This window comes from Variovorax sp. IB41, assembly GCF_016405905.1.
Taxonomy (GTDB): domain Bacteria; phylum Pseudomonadota; class Gammaproteobacteria; order Burkholderiales; family Burkholderiaceae_C; genus Variovorax.
This window is the reverse complement of the sequence record NZ_JAEFCB010000009.1, coordinates 108360-124300: the sequence shown is the minus strand read 5'-3', so window position 1 is coordinate 124300 and position 15941 is coordinate 108360. Positions and strand designations below refer to the sequence as shown.

Here is a 15941-nt window from a genome sequence, read left to right as displayed (position 1 = left end):
TGTGATCCTATGAGTGGAATTCTTGTTCTCGAGCAGCTGCTCAACGGCCTGGGCTACGGCCTGATGCTGTTCCTGCTGGCCGCGGGCCTCACGCTGGTGTTCGGCATCATGGACGTGCTGAACCTCGCGCACGGTTCGCTGTTCATGGCGGGCGCCTACGTGGCGGCCGAAGCGCACACGCGCACCGGTTCGTTCGCGGCGGCCATCGTCATCGCGGTGGCGGTCACCGTGGTGGTGGCGTTGCTGCTCGAAGTGCTCCTGATGCGCCGCCTCTACACACGCGACCACCTCGCGCAGGTGCTCGCCACCTTCGGCGTGATCCTGGTGGCCGACGACATCGTGACGATGGCCTGGGGCCCCTCGCCGGTGATGGCACCGACGCCCGCCGCGCTCTCGGGGCCGGTCAACCTGATGGAGGGCCTGCCCTACCCGGCCTACCGCCTCGTGATCCTCGTGGGCGGGCTGCTGGTGGCGCTCGCGCTCTACCTTTTGGTGAACCACACGCGCATCGGCATGCGGGTGCGCGCGGGCGCGTCCGACCGGCCGATGGCTGAGCTGATGGGTGTGCGCGTGGGCCGCATCTTCAACGGCGTGTTCCTGCTCGGTGCGGCGCTCGCGGCACTGGCCGGCGCGCTGATGGGGCCGATCGTCGCGGTGCAGGTGGGCATGGGCGAAGCCATCCTGATTCCGGCGCTCGTGGTGCTGGTGATCGGCGGCATCGGTTCGGTGCGCGGCGCCTTCGTGGCCGCACTGCTCGTGGGCGTGGTGGACACCGTCGGCCGCGCGTTCGTGCCGATGCTGCTGCGCGCGACGCTGCCGCCCGCCACCGCGGCCGACCTCGGGCCGCTCTTCGCCGAAGTCGCGATGTACGCGCTGATGGTGATCGTCCTGATCTTCCGGCCCTCGGGCCTCTTCTCGGCGCGCGCATGAAGACTCCTTCCTCATCCTCACGCTACGTCGGCCTCGGGCTCGTCTTCGTGCTGCTCGCGGCGTTTCCGCTGGTCGCGCCGCTCTTCGGGCTCGACTTCTACATCGGCTTCGTGCGTCGGGTGCTCATCGTGGCGCTGGCCGCGGCGAGCCTGAATTTCATCCTCGGCTTCGGCGGCATGGTGGCGCTCGGGCATGCGGGCTTCATCGGCATGGGTGCGTACACGGTGGTGGCGCTCAGCGACGCGGGCGTGATGTCGGCCTGGGTGATGTGGCCGCTGGCCGCGCTGGTCGCGGGCGTCGTCGCCGCGCTGATCGGCACGGTGGCGCTGCGCACGCGCGGCGTGTACTTCATCATGACCACGCTGGCCTTCGCGCAGATGCTGTACTTCGTGGTGGTGTCGCTGCGCCGCTATGGCGGCGACGACGGCTACACGCTCATGAGCCGGCCCACGCTGCTGCCCGGGCTCGACCTTGGCAACGAATCGAACTTCTACTGGGTCGTGCTGGTCATCGTGGCGCTCGCGCTCGGGTGGCTGCACCGCGCGACGCAATCGCGCTTCGGCCACGCGCTCATGGGCATCCGCGACAACGAGACGCGCATGCGGGCGCTGGGCTATCCGGTGTTCCGGCTGCAGCTCGCGGCCTTCGCGATCGCCGGCGCCATCGCCGGGCTGGCGGGTGCGCTTCTTGCAGGCGGCAACGGTTTCGTCAGTCCCGCGACGATGCACTGGACGCAGTCGGCCACGCTGCTGGTGATGGTGGTGATCGGCGGCCTCGGCCGCAGCTGGGGCGGGCCCGTGGGCGCCATCGTGTGGCTGCTGCTGGAGGAGTTTCTCAAGCAACACACCGAGCACTGGCACATGCCGCTGGGCCTGCTGTTGATCGCCGTCGCGTTGTGGGCACCCAAGGGACTGGCAGCACTCGCGCGCCGCCGCCGTGCGGCGCCACTCACCAAGGCAACACCATGAGCCTGTTCAGAATCGAAGGATTGGTCAAGCGCTTCGGCGGCCTCCTGGCGACCGATCATGTGAGCCTCACCGTCGAGCGCGGCGAGGTGCATGCGCTGATCGGCCCCAACGGCGCGGGCAAGACCACGCTGGTGAACCTGATCACCGGCCTTTTGAAGGCCGACGCGGGCCGCATCCTGCTCGACGAGATCGACATCACCAAGCTGCGCGACCACCAGCGCGTGGCGGCCGGCATGTCGCGCTGCTTCCAGGTGACGCGCGTGTTCGCCAAGGAAACCGTGCACGACAACCTGATGCTCGCGGCGCAGGCCCATGCAGGCAGCAGCCTGCGCTTCATGGCGCCGCGCGCGAGCGAGCGCGACCTGGTGCAGCGCGCCATCGCGCTGGCCGATCGCGTGGGCCTGGGCGGCGAGCGCGACCGCATCGCGGGCACGCTGCCGCACGGTGCGCAGCGCGCGCTCGACGTGGCGCTGGCGCTCGCGGCCGAGCCCAAGCTGCTGCTGCTGGACGAGCCGATGGCCGGCATGGGCCCCGACGAATCGGCGCGCATGGTGGACCTGATCGAATCGCTGCGCGAATCGATGGCCATCCTCCTGATCGAACACGACATGGACGCGGTGTTCCGCCTGGCCAACCGGCTCACGGTGCTGGTGCAGGGCCGCGTGCTGATGAGCGGCACGGCCGACGAAGTGCGCGGACATCCCGACGTGCAGGCGGTGTACCTCGGAACGGAAGCGGAAGGACACGCATGAGCACCGCAACGACAACAAGGACTCTGCTCGAGGCGAAGTCCATCGAGGCCGGCTACGGCGCGAGCCAGGTGCTGTTCGGCATCGATCTGAAGATCGGCGCGGGCGAAGTGCTCGCGCTGCTGGGCCGCAACGGCATGGGCAAGAGCACGCTCTTGAAGGTGCTGACCGGCACGCTCTCACCGATGCGCGGCGACGTGCATTTCGGCGGCGATGCGATCGGCGGTCCGAACAAGTCGATGCGGCCCGATGCGATCGCCCGGCGCGGCGTGGCCATCGTGCCCGAGGGGCGCCACGTGTTCCCGAACCTCAGCGTGGACGAGCACCTGCGCGCCTTCGCGCGGCCACGCCCCGGCAGCGCGCCGCGCTGGACGGTCGAGGCGCTGTACGGCCTCTTTCCGCGCCTGGCGGAACGCAAGGCCAACGCGGGCAACCAGCTCTCGGGCGGCGAGCAGCAGATGCTCGCGATCGCGCGCGCGCTCTCGACGCACCCGCGCCTCCTGATCCTCGACGAAGCCACCGAAGGGCTCGCGCCGGTGATCCGCGAGGAGATCTGGCACTGCATCGCCACGCTCAAGTCGGAAGGCGAAGCGATCCTGGTGGTCGACAAGTACGTGCAGCGCCTGCTGCCGCTGGCCGACCGGCATGTGATCCTCGAACGCGGGCGCGTGGTGTGGCAGGGCGCCTCGGCCGCGCTGGATGCCGACCGGTCGCTCTGGACGCGCTACCTGGGCGTGTAGGCCCGCGTCATTCCCGAGTTACTCCCGAGTTACTCCCACGTTATTCCTGCGGACGGCAGGCGAGGAAGCCGGCCCACGCCACGTCCTTGCGGCCGATCCATTGCGTGTCCCATTGCAGGCGCAGGCCGGCCGCTTCGAGCGCTTCGGCGAACCGGTCTTTCGCCCAGTACACGGTCTGGTAGTCGTCGTTCGTCTCGCCTTCGCCGATGCGCATGCCCGCCAAGAAGACGCCGCCGGGCTCGAGCGCATCGAACACCTTGCGCAGGACCGGTGCGACCTGCGCGCGATCGACATGGATCAGCACCGCCATCGCGAGGATCGCGCTGTAGGGCCCGCCCAACGCGTCCGTCACGACGTTGAGCAACTCGCCCTTCTTGCCGCGTTCGGCCTGCAGGTCGAGAAACGCCTGCGCCGCATCGGTGCGCCTGACGATGCCGCCCAGGGACTCGATGAAATCAGCGTCCTGCCCCGATCCGGAACCGATCTCGAGCACGCTGCCGCCCGCGGGCACGAACTGCATCATCCGGCGCAGCGCGTCCACGATCTCGGGCGGGCGATGGCCTGCGACGATCGCGTTGTATTCGCGCGCGGACGCTTCGTAAGACGCGATGGTGCGGTCCATGTTCTCCAGCACCGGGGCGGGAATTTTCATGAGCGCCTTTCCGCCCCTCGGACATCCGACGGGACCGGAAAGGCTAGGTCCAACGCATCAACCGGCTCACGGGAAAACTACCTAGGACCCAAGCATTACTCGGGCGCGGCGTCCAGCTGCAGGATCAGGTCGCGGCTGGCTTGGTTGAGCCCGGTCACATCCACCACGCTGCCGTGCTTGCGCAGCCGCTCGACCACCTTCGTCAGCGCGGCCACGGCGGTCACGTCCCAGAAGTGCGCCTGCGCCACGTCGATGTGCACGGGCGCGCCGTCGATCTCGCGCACGTCGAAGGCATCCACCAGCATGTCGGCCGAAGCGAAGAACACCTGGCCCGTGATGCGGTAGATGCGCCGGCCACCCTCGCCCACCTCGGCATGCACATGCAGCAGCCGCGCCACCTTGAAGGTGAAGAACACGCCACTCAGCAGCACGCCGACGGCCACGCCCGCGGCCAGGTTGTCGGTGGCGACGGTGACCGCCACCGTCGCGAGCATCACCGCGCTCGACATGCGCGGGTGGCGCACCAGCGTGCGCAGCGACCCCCAGTCGAAGGTCGATGCCGACACCATCACCATGATCGCGACCAGCGCGGCCACCGGCACCTGCGACACCCAGGGCTTCAGCAGCACCATGAGGATCAGCAGGAAGGCGCCCGCGAACAGCGTGGACAGCCGCCCACGCCCGCCGTAGCGCACGTTGCTCACCGTCTGGCCGATCATTCCGCAGCCCGCGATGCCGCCGAAGAAACTGGCCGCGACATTCGCCAGCCCCAAGCCGCTGCACTCGCGGTTCTTGGAACTGGGCGTGTCGGTGAGCTCGTCCACCACGCTCGCGGTCATCATCGATTCGAGCAGGCCGACCATCGCGATCGCGAAGGCGGGCAGCGCGATGATGCGCAGCGTGTCGAGCGTGAACGGCACCGACGGGAACGCGAACGCGGGCAGCGCATCGGGCAGGTGCCCCAGGTCCGCCACGGTCTTGAGCGGCAGGTCGAGCCAGTGGCCGACCAGCGTCACCACCACGATGCACACCAGCGGCGAAGGCACCGCGCGTGTGATGCGCGGCAGCAGGTAGATGACCACGAGCCCCAGCCCCACCATCGCCCAGGTGGCCATGTTGGCGCCGATGAAGTGCGGCATCTGCGCCGCGAAGATCAGGATGGCGAGCGCGTTGACGAAGCCCGTGCGCACCGAGGTGGAGACGAAGCGCATCAGCACACCGAGCCGCAGCAGGCCGAACACGATCTGCATCGCGCCCGCGAGCACGCCGGCCGCCAGCAGGTACTGCAGCCCGTGCGCATGCACCAGCGGCGCGGCCACGAGCGCGACCGATCCCGCGGCGGCCGACACCATCGCCGGGCGCCCGCCGGTGAAGGCGATGACGATGCTGATCACGAACGACGCGAACAGCCCGACGGCCGGATCGACGCCCGCGACAAAAGAAAAAGCGATGACTTCAGGAATGAGCGCGAACGTGGCGACGGCACCGGCCATCAGTTCGCGCGGAATGCTCGGGCACCACTCGGTGCGCAGGCGGCTGTGTGGGGAGGACATGGGGGAAAAAGCAATGCGGCCCGCACACGCCGGCGAGGCGATGCGGGTCAGGGGCAAGGAGAGATGGCCGGCGCTGCGGCCTGGGTGGGCCGTGGCAAGCGCCACGGCGCGGTCACTGCGCGATCGTCAAGGAGGCGTCGGCCGCGAGCAGCCGGACTGCCGGCGGCGGATGGGAAAGCGGGGCATCCTCGGACACATGGGCGCGATTGTAGAGAGCGCCTCCGCGTCCACCATTACACGGCTACACCGAGCGCGTGATGCCGCCGTCCACGCGCAGGTTCTGCCCCGTGATGTAGCCCCCGCCTTCGGAGGCGAGGAAGCCGATCACCGCCGCGATCTCGCTCATCTTGCCGTAGCGCCCCATCGGAATGCGGCCGCGGAACTCGGCCTTCTCGGGCAGGCTGTCGATGAAGCCGGGCAGCACGTTGTTCATGCGCACGTTGTCGGCCGCGTACTTGTCGGCGAAGAGCTTGGTGAACGCGGCGAGACCGGCGCGAAACACGCCCGAGGTCGGGAACACCGGGTCGGGCTCGAAGGCCGCGAAGGTGGAGATGTTGATGATCGTGCCGCCGCCCTGCTTGACCATCAGCGGCGCCACGAGGCGGCTGGGGCGCACGGCGCTCAGCAGGTAGACGTCCATGCCGCGGTGCCAGTCTTCGTCGGTGATCTCCAGGATCGGCGCGCGGGGGCCGTGGCCTGCGCTGTTGACCAGCACATCGACGCGACCCCATGTGTCCGTCACCTTGTCGACCAGGCGCCTGATGTCGTCGTTCGACTGGTTCGAGCCGGTCACGCCGATGCCGCCGAGTTCCTGGGCCAGCGCTTCGCCCTTGCCCGACGACGAGAGGATCGCGACGCGGAAGCCGTCGTCCGCGAGCTTGCGCGCCGCCGCGGCGCCCATGCCGCTGCCACCGGCGGTGACGATGGCTACTTTTTTCTGTGCTTCAGAAGACATGCGGGAGTCCTTGGTTGGAATTCTTGCGAGGGGTGCATTTTTAGCCAAGGTTTCGGGGCGCGTGCACAGGCCATCGGGTACTCCCCTCCGCGAATGTCCCCCGGGCTTCGCCCTCCTCCTTGATTTCGCTGCGGGGAGCACCCGATGCCCTGCGCACTCGGGCACGCTGCTGGTGATCGGCGATCAACGACCGCTCTGAAAGCGCTTCCGCCGATGGTGGGCTCTGTTTCGCGAAATCAAGGAGGAGGCCGCAGGCCGGGGGACATTCGCGAAACAGAGCCCACCGTCGGCGGGAGTGCCGCCCCGAACGGACTCAGGCAGTCGGCGGCAGCGTCGCCTGCATCGAAGCCCGCTGATTGAACACCCCGAACCACTTCGCCGTGTTCGGCGCATCGCCACGCCAGTCGACCGAGGGAAAGCGAAAGTCCATGTAACCCAGCGCGCAGCCGAATGCGATGGTCCCAATATCGACGCGCTCGCCGAACGACGGTGCGGCCGATTCGAGCCATTCGAGACCGGTGCGCACCTTGGCCAGCTGCCCCTCGGTCCAGTCGTTCCACCGCAGCGGCTCAGGGCGCAGCATGGTTTCGTAGCGCGCGAGCAGCGCGGCGGCCGTCATGCCATCGGCGAGGGCCAGTTCGGTGAGGCGGGCCCAGCGCTCGGTCCCGCTCTTGGGGAACAGCGCACCCGAATGCGTGGCATCGAGGTACTCGCAGATCACGCGGCTGTCGTACAGCACCTGCCCGTCGTCGCACAGGAACGTCGGCACCTGGCCGAGCGGGTTCTTCGGGAGGATGGTGGCATCGCGCTTCACCGGGCCGGCCGCGCTGGGCAGCTTCTCGATGCGGTCGGCAATGCCGAGCTCGTGCGCGACGACCATGCACTTGCGCACGAACGGCGAAGCGGGCGAGTGGAAGATCTTCATTCGGTGTGTCCTCGGGTTGCGGTTTTCAACGCTTGATGCGCAGCATGCCTTCTTGTGCCGTGGAGGCCACGAGCCGCCCGTCGCGCGTGAAGAGGCTTCCGCGGCACAGGCCCCGCGCACCGCTTGCGCTGGGCGAATCGAGCACGTAGAGCAGCCAGTCGTCCATGCGGAAATCGCGGTGGAACCACATCGCGTGGTCCAGGCTCGCGGGGCGCACCTGCCCGCTCATGAAACTCAGGCCGTGCGGCAGCATCGCGGCGCGCAAGAGACCGTGGTCGGAGGCGTAGGCCAGCAGCGCGCGGTGCACCACAGGGTCATCCGGCAGCGGCGCGATGGCGCGCATCCAGATGGCGCTTTCCGAGGGCCGCACGACGGGCGTGAGCAGGTCGTCGGCTTCGACGCGGCGGTACTCGATGCCGTGCGGCTCCAGGCCCTTGATGCGCCAGCGCTCGGGGAGGCGCTCGCCCAGGGCCAGGCGCTGGTCGAGTTCGCTGGCCAGGCCTTCGGGGCCTTCGACGGCGGGCATCGCGAGCTGGTGCTCGACGCCGTCGTCCACTGTCTGGAACGACGCCGACATCTCGAAGATGATGCGCTCCCCCTGGCGCGCCACCACGTGGCGGGTGGTGAAGCTGCGGCCATCGCGCACGCGGTCGACGCTGTACTCGATGGGCGCGTGCTCGCCCGGCAGCAGGAAGTAGGCGTGCATCGAATGCACCGGCCGGTCGGCGCCGACCGTGAGGCTCGCGGCCGCGAGCGATTGGCCGAGCACCTGGCCGCCGAAGACGGCGGGGGTGCCGATGTCTTCGCTCTGGGCGAGAAAGCGGTCGCCGCCGAGCGGCGCGAGCTGCATGAGGGCGACGAGTTCGTCGACGAGGCGGGCGGCGGTGGCGGGATCGGTGGTCATCGGTCGGGGCGGTCAATGCAAAAAAAGGCAGCCTTCGACCTTAGCAAAGGACGGGCCGGCGCGCTGTCGCGGCCCGGTCAGCCAGGCGCTGCTATTTGTAGAAGCAGATGTCCATGAAGCGGGCCCGGCAGCGGTAGTCCGTGCCGCCCTGGACCAGGAACATGGGCGCGCCGGCCAGCAGCGGCTTGCCGTCGTCGTTGTAGATGAGCGGCGTGGGCGCGGGCCTGGCGGCGGGGCCGGTGGCGGTTTCCTGCTCGACGTAGTTGACGAAGAACGAACGGGAGAAGTCGAGCGTGTCGGCCGGCTTGAGCGGCGCGGCCGCGTAGCGCGTGCCGTAGACGGTGCCGAAGTAGCGCAGCGCCGGCCCGGTGCGGTCGCCGTATTTCATGTCGGTCTTGGCAAAACCGGTCTGGATCAGGAAGGTTCGGTCTTCGGGCGTCAGGTCGGCATCGAAGGCGACGAGCGTGTACGACCCTTCGAAGCTGTTGTTGCGCGCCACCTTGAGCTCGCCGTTGAGGCTGGGCGTGACCTTGGCGCGCCCGTCCCAGCGCAGCAGCGCCGCCACGGACGGGTCGCCGTCGAACACGTAATGGTATTTCTCCGCGGCGATGACGACCTTGCGGCCGTCCTTGGCGGCCAGGAAGCTCACCACCTGGTCCTTGCCGTGGACGGGTTCGCCTTCGGGGGTGCTGGCACAGCCCCATTGCATCAGGCCGAGCGCGGCGCAGGAAAGGGCCAGGAGGATGCGACGCGCGGTGGTCGACAACGAAAGGAAGTGCACTTTTCGTCCGGGGTTGGAGTTCATCAAGCCCCGGACTCTAGCGTCATACCTGTGTTCCGGTCTTCAGCGGTCGAGATCCGCGCCGTCGGCCAGCAGTTTCTTCTGCAGCGCCGGCACGTCGACGTCCGCGAAATTCGCGTTGCCCAGCGATGCCGCCGCCGTGCCCGCGGCCTGCCCCATGACGAAGCAGCCGCCGCTCGCGCGCGCGGCCGACTGGCCCTCGTGCGTCATCGCGGCGCAGCGGCCGGCCACCAGCAGGTTGTCGACCTTTCGCGGCACCAGCATGCGCCAGGGCAGCTGGTTGTAGGTGCGGTTGTCGTCGCGCGGAAAGGCCCACTCGATGCGGCCGTCGGCGTGCATCTCCATCGGCCAGGCGTTGATGCCGATGCTGTCGTCGAACTTCGCCGACGAAAGGATGTCCTCGCCCGCGAGCTCGTAGAGGCCCTCGATGCGGCGCGTTTCGCGAATGCCCACCTGCGGCGCGATTTCCACGATGGCCGAATGCGCGAAGCCCGGCACCTCGGCCTTCATGAACTTGAAGTACTCGGCGATCTGGCGGCGGCCTTCGAGCTCGCCCTCGGTGAGCTCGCGCGCATCGACGCCGTTCATCGCGCGGCCGGCCGCGTTGCGGATCTGCGTGACGTTGGCGCGCCATTCGCGCGGATCGATGTTGGGCCGCAGGATCGCGCCCTCGCGCGGAAACTTGTAGGTGCCCGGCTTCTGTTGCTGGACTCTGGCCATCAGGTCGTTGATGGCCTTGAATTCGCCCACGGCCGCGAGCGCTGGCGCGGCATCGACCTGGCCGACGCGGAACATCGTGGTCGGAAAGAGGCCGCTGCCGTGGCCGTCGCCCACCTCGAAGGGCACGCCCGCGAAGGCGGCCACGTCGGCGTCGCCGCTCGCGTCGATGAAGGCGTTGGCGCGGATCGCCTGGCGGCCCGACTTGGTCTCGACCACGAGCGCCGCGATGCGCTCGCCGTCGCGGATCACCGCTGCCGCCCACGCGTGGAACAGCAGGTGCACGCCCGCATCGAGCAGCAACTGGTCGGCCGCGATCTTGTAGGCCGAGGTGTCGTAGGAGCGCACGCGGATGCGGCCCTGCATGCCGTCCTGCGGCTTGTTCAGGCCGCCGAGCGCGCCGATGCGATCGAGCAGGTCGTCGGCCACGCCGCGCACCAGGAGCGTCATCTCGCCGTTGCGCTTGCCGTAGAGGCCCGCGAAATTGGTCACGCCGCCCGCGGTGCCCATACCGCCGAGGAAGCCGTAGCGCTCCACCAGCAAGGTGCTTGCGCCATGGCGCGCGGCGCTCACGGCGGCGGCGATGCCGGCGGGGCCGCCGCCCACCACCACCACGTCGTATTCGCCGAAGACCGGCAGCTCGCGCGCCGGTTCGGTCAGGGTCTTTGGCTGGACTGTCATTACTGCAACTTGATGCCGCGGGTGGAAATGATCTTGCTCATGATGGCCGCCTCTTCGGTCACGCGCGTGCGCATGCCGTCCGGCGAGGTGCCCACGGCCTGCCAGCCTTGCTCGAAGAGCTTGCGGCGAACGTCCGGGTCCTTCATGACGATTTCCAGTTCGCGGCCGATGCGCGCCTGCGCGGTCTTCGACAGGTTCGCGGGCCCGAGCAGCGCCACCCACACCTCGAGGTTGAAGTCCTTCACGCCGGCTTCGGACAGCGGCGCAATTTCGGGCACCAGCGCACTGCGCCCGCCCGTCAGGCCCACGGCCTTGAGCTTGCCGGCCTTGATCTGCGGCATGGCCACGCCCGGCGGGATCAGGCCCATCTGCACCTGGTCGCCCAGCATGCCGGTGATGACCTGCGGGTTGCCCTGGTAGGGCACGTGCTCGGGCTTGAAGCCGGCGACGCGGCTCTTGAGCAGTTCCATGCCCAGGTGGCCGACCGAGCCGATGCCCACCGAGCCGTAGTTCCACTTGTCGCCGGCCTTGCGCGCGGCGTCGAAGAAGGCCGTGCCCGTGGGCAGGTTGTTCTGCGCCACCAGCACGAGCGGCGCGGTCGCGATCAGCGAAAGGTAGGTGAAGTCCTTGACCGGGTCGTAGGGCAGCTTCGGGTACAGCATCTTCGACGAGGTGAGGTTGCCGTTGATGACGATGCCCAGCGTGTGGTCGTCGGTGGCCTTGGCCACCTGGTCGGCGGCGATGTTGCCCGAGGCACCGGCCTTGTTGTCCACCACGATCGGCTGGCCCAGCGCCTTGCCCAGCGGCTCGGCGATGGTGCGTGCCGCGATGTCGGGGGTGGAGCCGCCCGGAAAGCCCACCAGGAGGCGGATGGGCTTGGTCGGCCAGGCGTTGTTCTGTGCACTGGCGGCGAGCGGCAGCACGGTGGCGGCTGCCAGGCCGCAAGCGATCAAAAGGGCTCTCTTGTTGGCGTGCATGGCGAAAAGAAGTGAGAAAGTTAACAAAAATCGAAGGGGGCCAGCTTAACTGCCGGGACGAACGCGGGGCAAGGAACGCTCCCCGCTATTCGAGGCTGATGTTGCCCCTGCGCACCAGTTCGCCGTACACCTTCGACTTGGCCTCGGCGTTGCGCTGGATCTCCTCCGGCGACCACGCCAGCGGCTCGAACGCGAAGGTGTCGAAGCGCGCGCGGATCTCGGGGTCGGCGATGACCTTGGCCACGTCGGCGTTGATCTTTGCCTTCACGGCCGCCGGCACGCCCTTGGGCGCGAGCAGCGAGACGAAGGAATTGACTTCGAGCGACGCGGGCCCGCCCGCCTCGGCCATGGTCGGCACATCGGGCATCTGCGCAATGCGCTTGGGCGCGGCGACCGCGATGTAGCGCAGCTTGCCCGCCTTGTAGATGCCCTGGCTCGACGGAATGCTCGCGAAGGCCCACGGCACATCGCCCGTGCCGACGTTGGAATACAGCTGCGACACCTCGCGGTACGGCGCGTGCCGCATGCGGATGCCGGTGAGCGCCTCCAGCTGCTGCGCGCCCAGGTGGCCGGGGCTGCCCACGCCCCACGAGCCGTACACCACGCCTTCGGGCTCGGCCTTGGCGGCGGCGATCAGGTCGCCCATGGTCTTCCACTTCGAATCGGTGCCCACCGCCACGAAGAAGGGCGTGCGAAAGAGCGAGGCCACCGGGTCGAAGTGCTGCAGCGTCACGAAGTTCTTCGACTTGTACAGGTGCGGCAGCGCGGCGACGTGCTCGCTGTCCAGCTGCAGCAGCGTGTAGCCGTCGGGCGCGGCGCGGCGGGCCTGGTCGATGGCGATGAAGCCGCCGCCGCCGGGCTTGTTGTCGATCACCACGCGCTGGTTCCACAGGCGCGAGAGCTTGTCGGACACCAGGCGCAGCACCGCGTCGGGGCCGCTGCCCGCGGCGAAGGGCGTGACCAGCGTCACGGGCCGGTTCGGAAAGTCGCCGGCCTGCGCCAGCGCGCCCGTGGTGGCGACGGTGGCGGTGAGGGCGAGAGCGCCCGTGAGCAATGCGCGCGAGAAATTCATGGTGCTTGTCTCCTGGGCCTTCGGCCTCGAATGGTGATGATGAAAGAAATTCGTTTCAATGCAACGAAAGCTCGGCGGCGGCAGGGTGCAGCGAGACCGGCGCATCGTCGAGGCAATGCTCGGGCCGCCATGCATAGAGCCACTCGACGGCATCGTAGAAACGCTCCGGCGTGCGCCCCACCCAGAGGCTGTTGCGCACCAGCCGCTCGACGCCCTTCGCGTGGTACAGGCGTCCCATCTCGCGCACCGACAGCACCACGCGCGCCGTGCGGGCGACGCGCGCGGCTTCGTACAGCTTGAACGCGGCGGTCATGTCGAAATCGCAGGCCTTCACCGCGGCGCCCAGGGTCACCGCGTCTTCGAGCGCCATGCAGGCGCCCTGCGCGAGGTACTGCATCATCGGATGCGCCGCATCGCCCAGCAGCGTGGCCGGGCCGTCGCTCCAGCGGTCGACCGGGTCGCGGTCGGCGGTGCTCCAGCGGCGCCACGAGGTGGGGCGATCGAGCAGCTGGCGCGGGCGCGCATGCACGCCCTCGAAGTACGACAGCACTTCCTCCTTGCTGCCGTCGGTGACGCCCCACTCTTCTTCATCGCGGCTGTGGAAGGTGACGACCAGGTTGTACTGCTCGCCGTGGCGCAGCGGGTAGTGCACCAGGTGGCAGTTCGGTCCGGCCCAGACGACAGGCGCGTTCCAGCGCAGGTCCGCCGGCATGTCGGCCGCGGGCACGACCGCGCGGTACACGACGTGGCCCGAGACGCGCGGCGCATCGCCGATGAGCCTGGCGCGCACCACCGACTTCACGCCGTCGCAGCCCACGATCGCATCGGCCTGGAAGCGCCGGCCATCGCGCGTGACCGCGGTGACGCCGTGCGCGCCGCTGTCGATGGACTCGACCTGCGCCGAGGTGTGAAAGCGGATCAGCGGATGCTGCCTGACCGCCTCGTGGATCGCGCCATGCAGGTCGGCGCGGTGGCTCACCGCATACGGATTCTTGAAGCGTGCGCGGAAGGCTTCACCCACGGGCACCGAGGCGACTTCGCCGCAATCGACCGCGTCCATCATCACCAGCCGGTCGGTGAACACCGAGCCCCGGCGCACCGCTTCGCCCACGCCCAGTGCGTCGAGCGCCGCGAAGGCATTGGGGCCCAGCTGCAGGCCCGCGCCGATCTCGCCGATGGCCGCGCTTTGCTCGAGCAGGTCGATGGAAACACCGAGGCGCGCGAGCGCGAGCGCCGCGGCCATGCCGCCGATGCCGCCGCCGACGAGCAGCACAGTGGGCGGGTTCTTCGTGAGAGATGTGCTCATCGGGATGGCCTTTGCGCTTCGGTGGAAATCAGTCGATGCGAACGGTGAGCGAGGGCAGCCGCTCGATGCTCACCTTGATCGTCTGCCCCGCCTTCACCGCGCCCACGCCTTCGGGCGTGCCGGTGAAGATCAGGTCGCCGGGCTGCAGCGTGAAGAGCGTCGAGAGATTGGCGATCACTTCGTTGACCGACCAGATCAGGTGCGTGATGTCGCTGTTCTGGCGCACTTCGCCATCGACGGTGAGCGTGATCGCGCCCGCGTTGATCTCGCCCACGTCGGCCAGCGTGCGCAGCGGCGCGATGGGGGCCGAGAAGTCGAAGGCCTTGCCGATTTCCCACGGACGGCCTTGCTCCCGCATCTTCATCTGCAGGTCGCGGCGCGTCATGTCCAGGCCCACGGCGTAGCTGTGGATGTGGGCCGAGGCCTGGTCGATCGGAATGTCCTTGCCGCCCTTGCCGATGGCGACGACGAGTTCGGCTTCGTAGTGGTAGTTGCTGGTGAGCGGCGGGTAGGGAATCGCGCCGGTCTGGCCTTCGGCCACGGGCACCACCGAGGCGTCGTCGTTGGGCTTGCAGAAGAAGAAAGGCGGTTCGCGGTCAGGGTCGAACCCCATCTCGCGGGCATGCGCCGCGTAGTTGCGGCCGACGCAGTAGACGCGGCGCACGGGGAACAGCTTGTCGGAATCGGCGATGGGCAGGCCGACGATGGAAGGGGGTGTGAAAACGAAGGACATGGAAGGCTCCTGCCGCACGCGGCGGCACACGGTCAAACGATGAAATGAAAAGAGGTCGGCCGCCGTTCAGGCGTCTTCGAGAAAAGCTTCGCGCAGGATGCCCATGGCCTGCTGCACGGGGCGGTCGGAGAAGCTGAAGAGCACCACGTCGGCGATGGGCGAGAGCAGCCGCAGCGGCGCCCACGACGGCACGACGAAGGTGTCGCGCGGGCCGAACTCGAAGCGCTGGCCCGCGATCTCGGCGATGCCGTGGCCTTCGACGACGCTGTAGACCGCGCCGTCGGTCGCGCGGTGCGTCTTGCCCGCGAAGCCCTTGGGCAGCAGCTGCAGGTTGGTCGAGATGGTCGGCATCGGCGAGCCGCCCGTCAGCGGGTTGATGTAGCGCAGCTTGTGGCCCAGCCACGCATCGGGCGCTTCCTGTTTCTGCAGCTGTGCGAGCGCCTCGCGGCTGCGCGCATAGGGGTAGTTGAAGATCGGCGAGGTGGCCGACACATGGTCGTGGCGCACCGGCACCATGTTGTGGCCGAAGCGCGCGAGGCTGTGGCCCTCGGGGCGCGCGACGTGCTGCACCTTGGCGTCGTCGTTCTCGGCAAAGCCCGCGTCGAAGAAGCGCAGCATCGGGATGTCGAGCCCGTCGAGCCAGACCACCGGCTCGCTCACGCCCTCGATGCCTTCGTTTCCGTGGTCATGCCAAGCCCACGAAGGCGTGATGATGAAGTCGCCGGGGTACATGGTGGTGCGCTCGCCGCCCACCGTGGTGTAGGCGCCCTTGCCGTCGACGATGAAGCGCAGCGCCGACTGCACATGGCGGTGCGAAGGCGCCACCTCGCCCGGCATGATGAGCTGCAGCCCCGCGTAGATCGACTGCGTGATCGACGAGTTGCCCGGCAGCGCCGGGTTCTCCAGCACCAGCACGCGGCGCACGGCCTCCTCGGCGGTGATGAGGTCGGCCGACTCCATCAGCAGCGGACGGATCTCGTCGTAGCGCCAGAGTGCGGGCACGCACGGCGTCTGCGGCTCGCGCGGCACCAGCGCGTGCAGCGATTCCCACAGCGGGGTGAGGTTCAGCGGGCGAATGCGGGCGTAGTAGTCGCGGCGTTCGGCGGCGTTGGCCGGGGCGCTCTTTGCGGGGCTCTGGGAAGCGGGGTTCATGCGTGGTTGTCTCCGTTCGCGGGCATTGTTGAGCCGCCCCACTATTTCCTCAAGACCGGTAGCCAATACACGGAATTGGAAATTTCGATAATGGTGCCTTTCGCCCTAAGCAAAGACCGCCGGAA

At 68.6% G+C, this 15941-nt stretch carries 16 protein-coding genes; 4 read left to right on the top strand and 12 right to left on the bottom strand.

Annotated features, from left to right (window positions below):
- Positions 1–9: 9 nt before the first annotated feature.
- The 4 genes from JC881_RS17925 to JC881_RS17910 are packed head-to-tail and all read left to right on the top strand — an operon-like array spanning position 10 to position 3387.
- Positions 10–930 carry a branched-chain amino acid ABC transporter permease gene (locus JC881_RS17925; protein ID WP_198787062.1) on the top strand — a complete coding sequence of 307 codons (921 nt, stop codon included), beginning with the start codon at positions 10–12 and terminating at the stop codon, positions 928–930.
- Positions 927–1898, top strand: a complete 972-nt coding sequence (locus tag JC881_RS17920; RefSeq protein ID WP_198787061.1) for a branched-chain amino acid ABC transporter permease — start codon at positions 927–929, stop codon at positions 1896–1898. The genes JC881_RS17925 and JC881_RS17920 overlap by 4 nt, the downstream gene beginning before the upstream one ends.
- Positions 1895–2650 carry an ABC transporter ATP-binding protein gene (locus JC881_RS17915; RefSeq protein ID WP_198787060.1) on the top strand — a complete coding sequence of 252 codons (756 nt, stop codon included), beginning with the start codon at positions 1895–1897 and terminating at the stop codon, positions 2648–2650. The genes JC881_RS17920 and JC881_RS17915 overlap by 4 nt, the downstream gene beginning before the upstream one ends.
- The gene (locus JC881_RS17910; protein ID WP_198787059.1) at positions 2647–3387 is read left to right on the top strand and encodes an ABC transporter ATP-binding protein; all 741 of its coding nucleotides are present in this window, start codon (positions 2647–2649) and stop codon (positions 3385–3387) included. The genes JC881_RS17915 and JC881_RS17910 overlap by 4 nt, the downstream gene beginning before the upstream one ends.
- 40 nt (positions 3388–3427) lie before the next feature.
- Here JC881_RS17910 and JC881_RS17905 read toward each other — a convergent pair whose 3' ends face one another.
- The 12 genes from JC881_RS17905 to gtdA all read right to left on the bottom strand — a co-directional run bounded on the left by JC881_RS17905 (position 3428) and on the right by gtdA (position 15816).
- A complete protein-coding gene (locus JC881_RS17905; RefSeq protein ID WP_198787058.1) occupies positions 3428–4039 on the bottom strand; it encodes a class I SAM-dependent methyltransferase in 612 nt (203 codons plus the stop codon).
- 95 nt (positions 4040–4134) lie between these two features.
- Entirely contained in the window at positions 4135–5592 is a 1458-nt protein-coding gene (locus JC881_RS17900) for a SulP family inorganic anion transporter (protein ID WP_198787057.1), read from the bottom strand.
- A gap of 241 nt (positions 5593–5833) precedes the next feature.
- Positions 5834–6547, bottom strand: a complete 714-nt coding sequence (locus JC881_RS17895; protein WP_198787056.1) for an SDR family oxidoreductase — start codon at positions 6545–6547, stop codon at positions 5834–5836.
- Between the two features lie 313 nt (positions 6548–6860).
- Entirely contained in the window at positions 6861–7472 is a 612-nt protein-coding gene (locus tag JC881_RS17890) for a glutathione S-transferase (protein WP_198787055.1), read from the bottom strand.
- A 25-nt stretch (positions 7473–7497) separates the two neighbouring features.
- Positions 7498–8376, bottom strand: coding sequence for an acyl-CoA thioesterase (locus JC881_RS17885; protein ID WP_198787054.1), 879 nt, complete (start codon positions 8374–8376; stop codon positions 7498–7500).
- Positions 8377–8467: 91 nt separating this feature from the next.
- Positions 8468–9181 carry a hypothetical protein gene (locus JC881_RS17880; RefSeq protein WP_198787053.1) on the bottom strand — a complete coding sequence of 238 codons (714 nt, stop codon included), beginning with the start codon at positions 9179–9181 and terminating at the stop codon, positions 8468–8470.
- 39 nt (positions 9182–9220) lie between these two features.
- Positions 9221–10576, bottom strand: a complete 1356-nt coding sequence (locus JC881_RS17875) for an FAD-dependent oxidoreductase (protein ID WP_198787052.1) — start codon at positions 10574–10576, stop codon at positions 9221–9223.
- Positions 10576–11553: a Bug family tripartite tricarboxylate transporter substrate binding protein gene (locus JC881_RS17870; RefSeq protein ID WP_198787051.1), complete on the bottom strand. Its 978-nt coding sequence runs from the start codon at positions 11551–11553 to the stop codon at positions 10576–10578. Before JC881_RS17870 ends, JC881_RS17875 begins: the two co-directional genes overlap by 1 nt.
- 85 nt (positions 11554–11638) lie before the next feature.
- The gene (locus tag JC881_RS17865) at positions 11639–12625 is read right to left on the bottom strand and encodes a Bug family tripartite tricarboxylate transporter substrate binding protein (RefSeq protein WP_198787050.1); all 987 of its coding nucleotides are present in this window, start codon (positions 12623–12625) and stop codon (positions 11639–11641) included.
- 55 nt (positions 12626–12680) lie between these two features.
- A complete protein-coding gene (locus JC881_RS17860) occupies positions 12681–13931 on the bottom strand; it encodes a 3-hydroxybenzoate 6-monooxygenase (RefSeq protein ID WP_198787049.1) in 1251 nt (416 codons plus the stop codon).
- A gap of 28 nt (positions 13932–13959) precedes the next feature.
- A complete protein-coding gene (locus JC881_RS17855; RefSeq protein WP_198787048.1) occupies positions 13960–14664 on the bottom strand; it encodes a fumarylacetoacetate hydrolase family protein in 705 nt (234 codons plus the stop codon).
- Between the two features lie 66 nt (positions 14665–14730).
- A complete protein-coding gene (gene gtdA / locus JC881_RS17850) occupies positions 14731–15816 on the bottom strand; it encodes a gentisate 1,2-dioxygenase (RefSeq protein ID WP_198787047.1) in 1086 nt (361 codons plus the stop codon).
- Positions 15817–15941 lie beyond the last annotated feature (125 nt).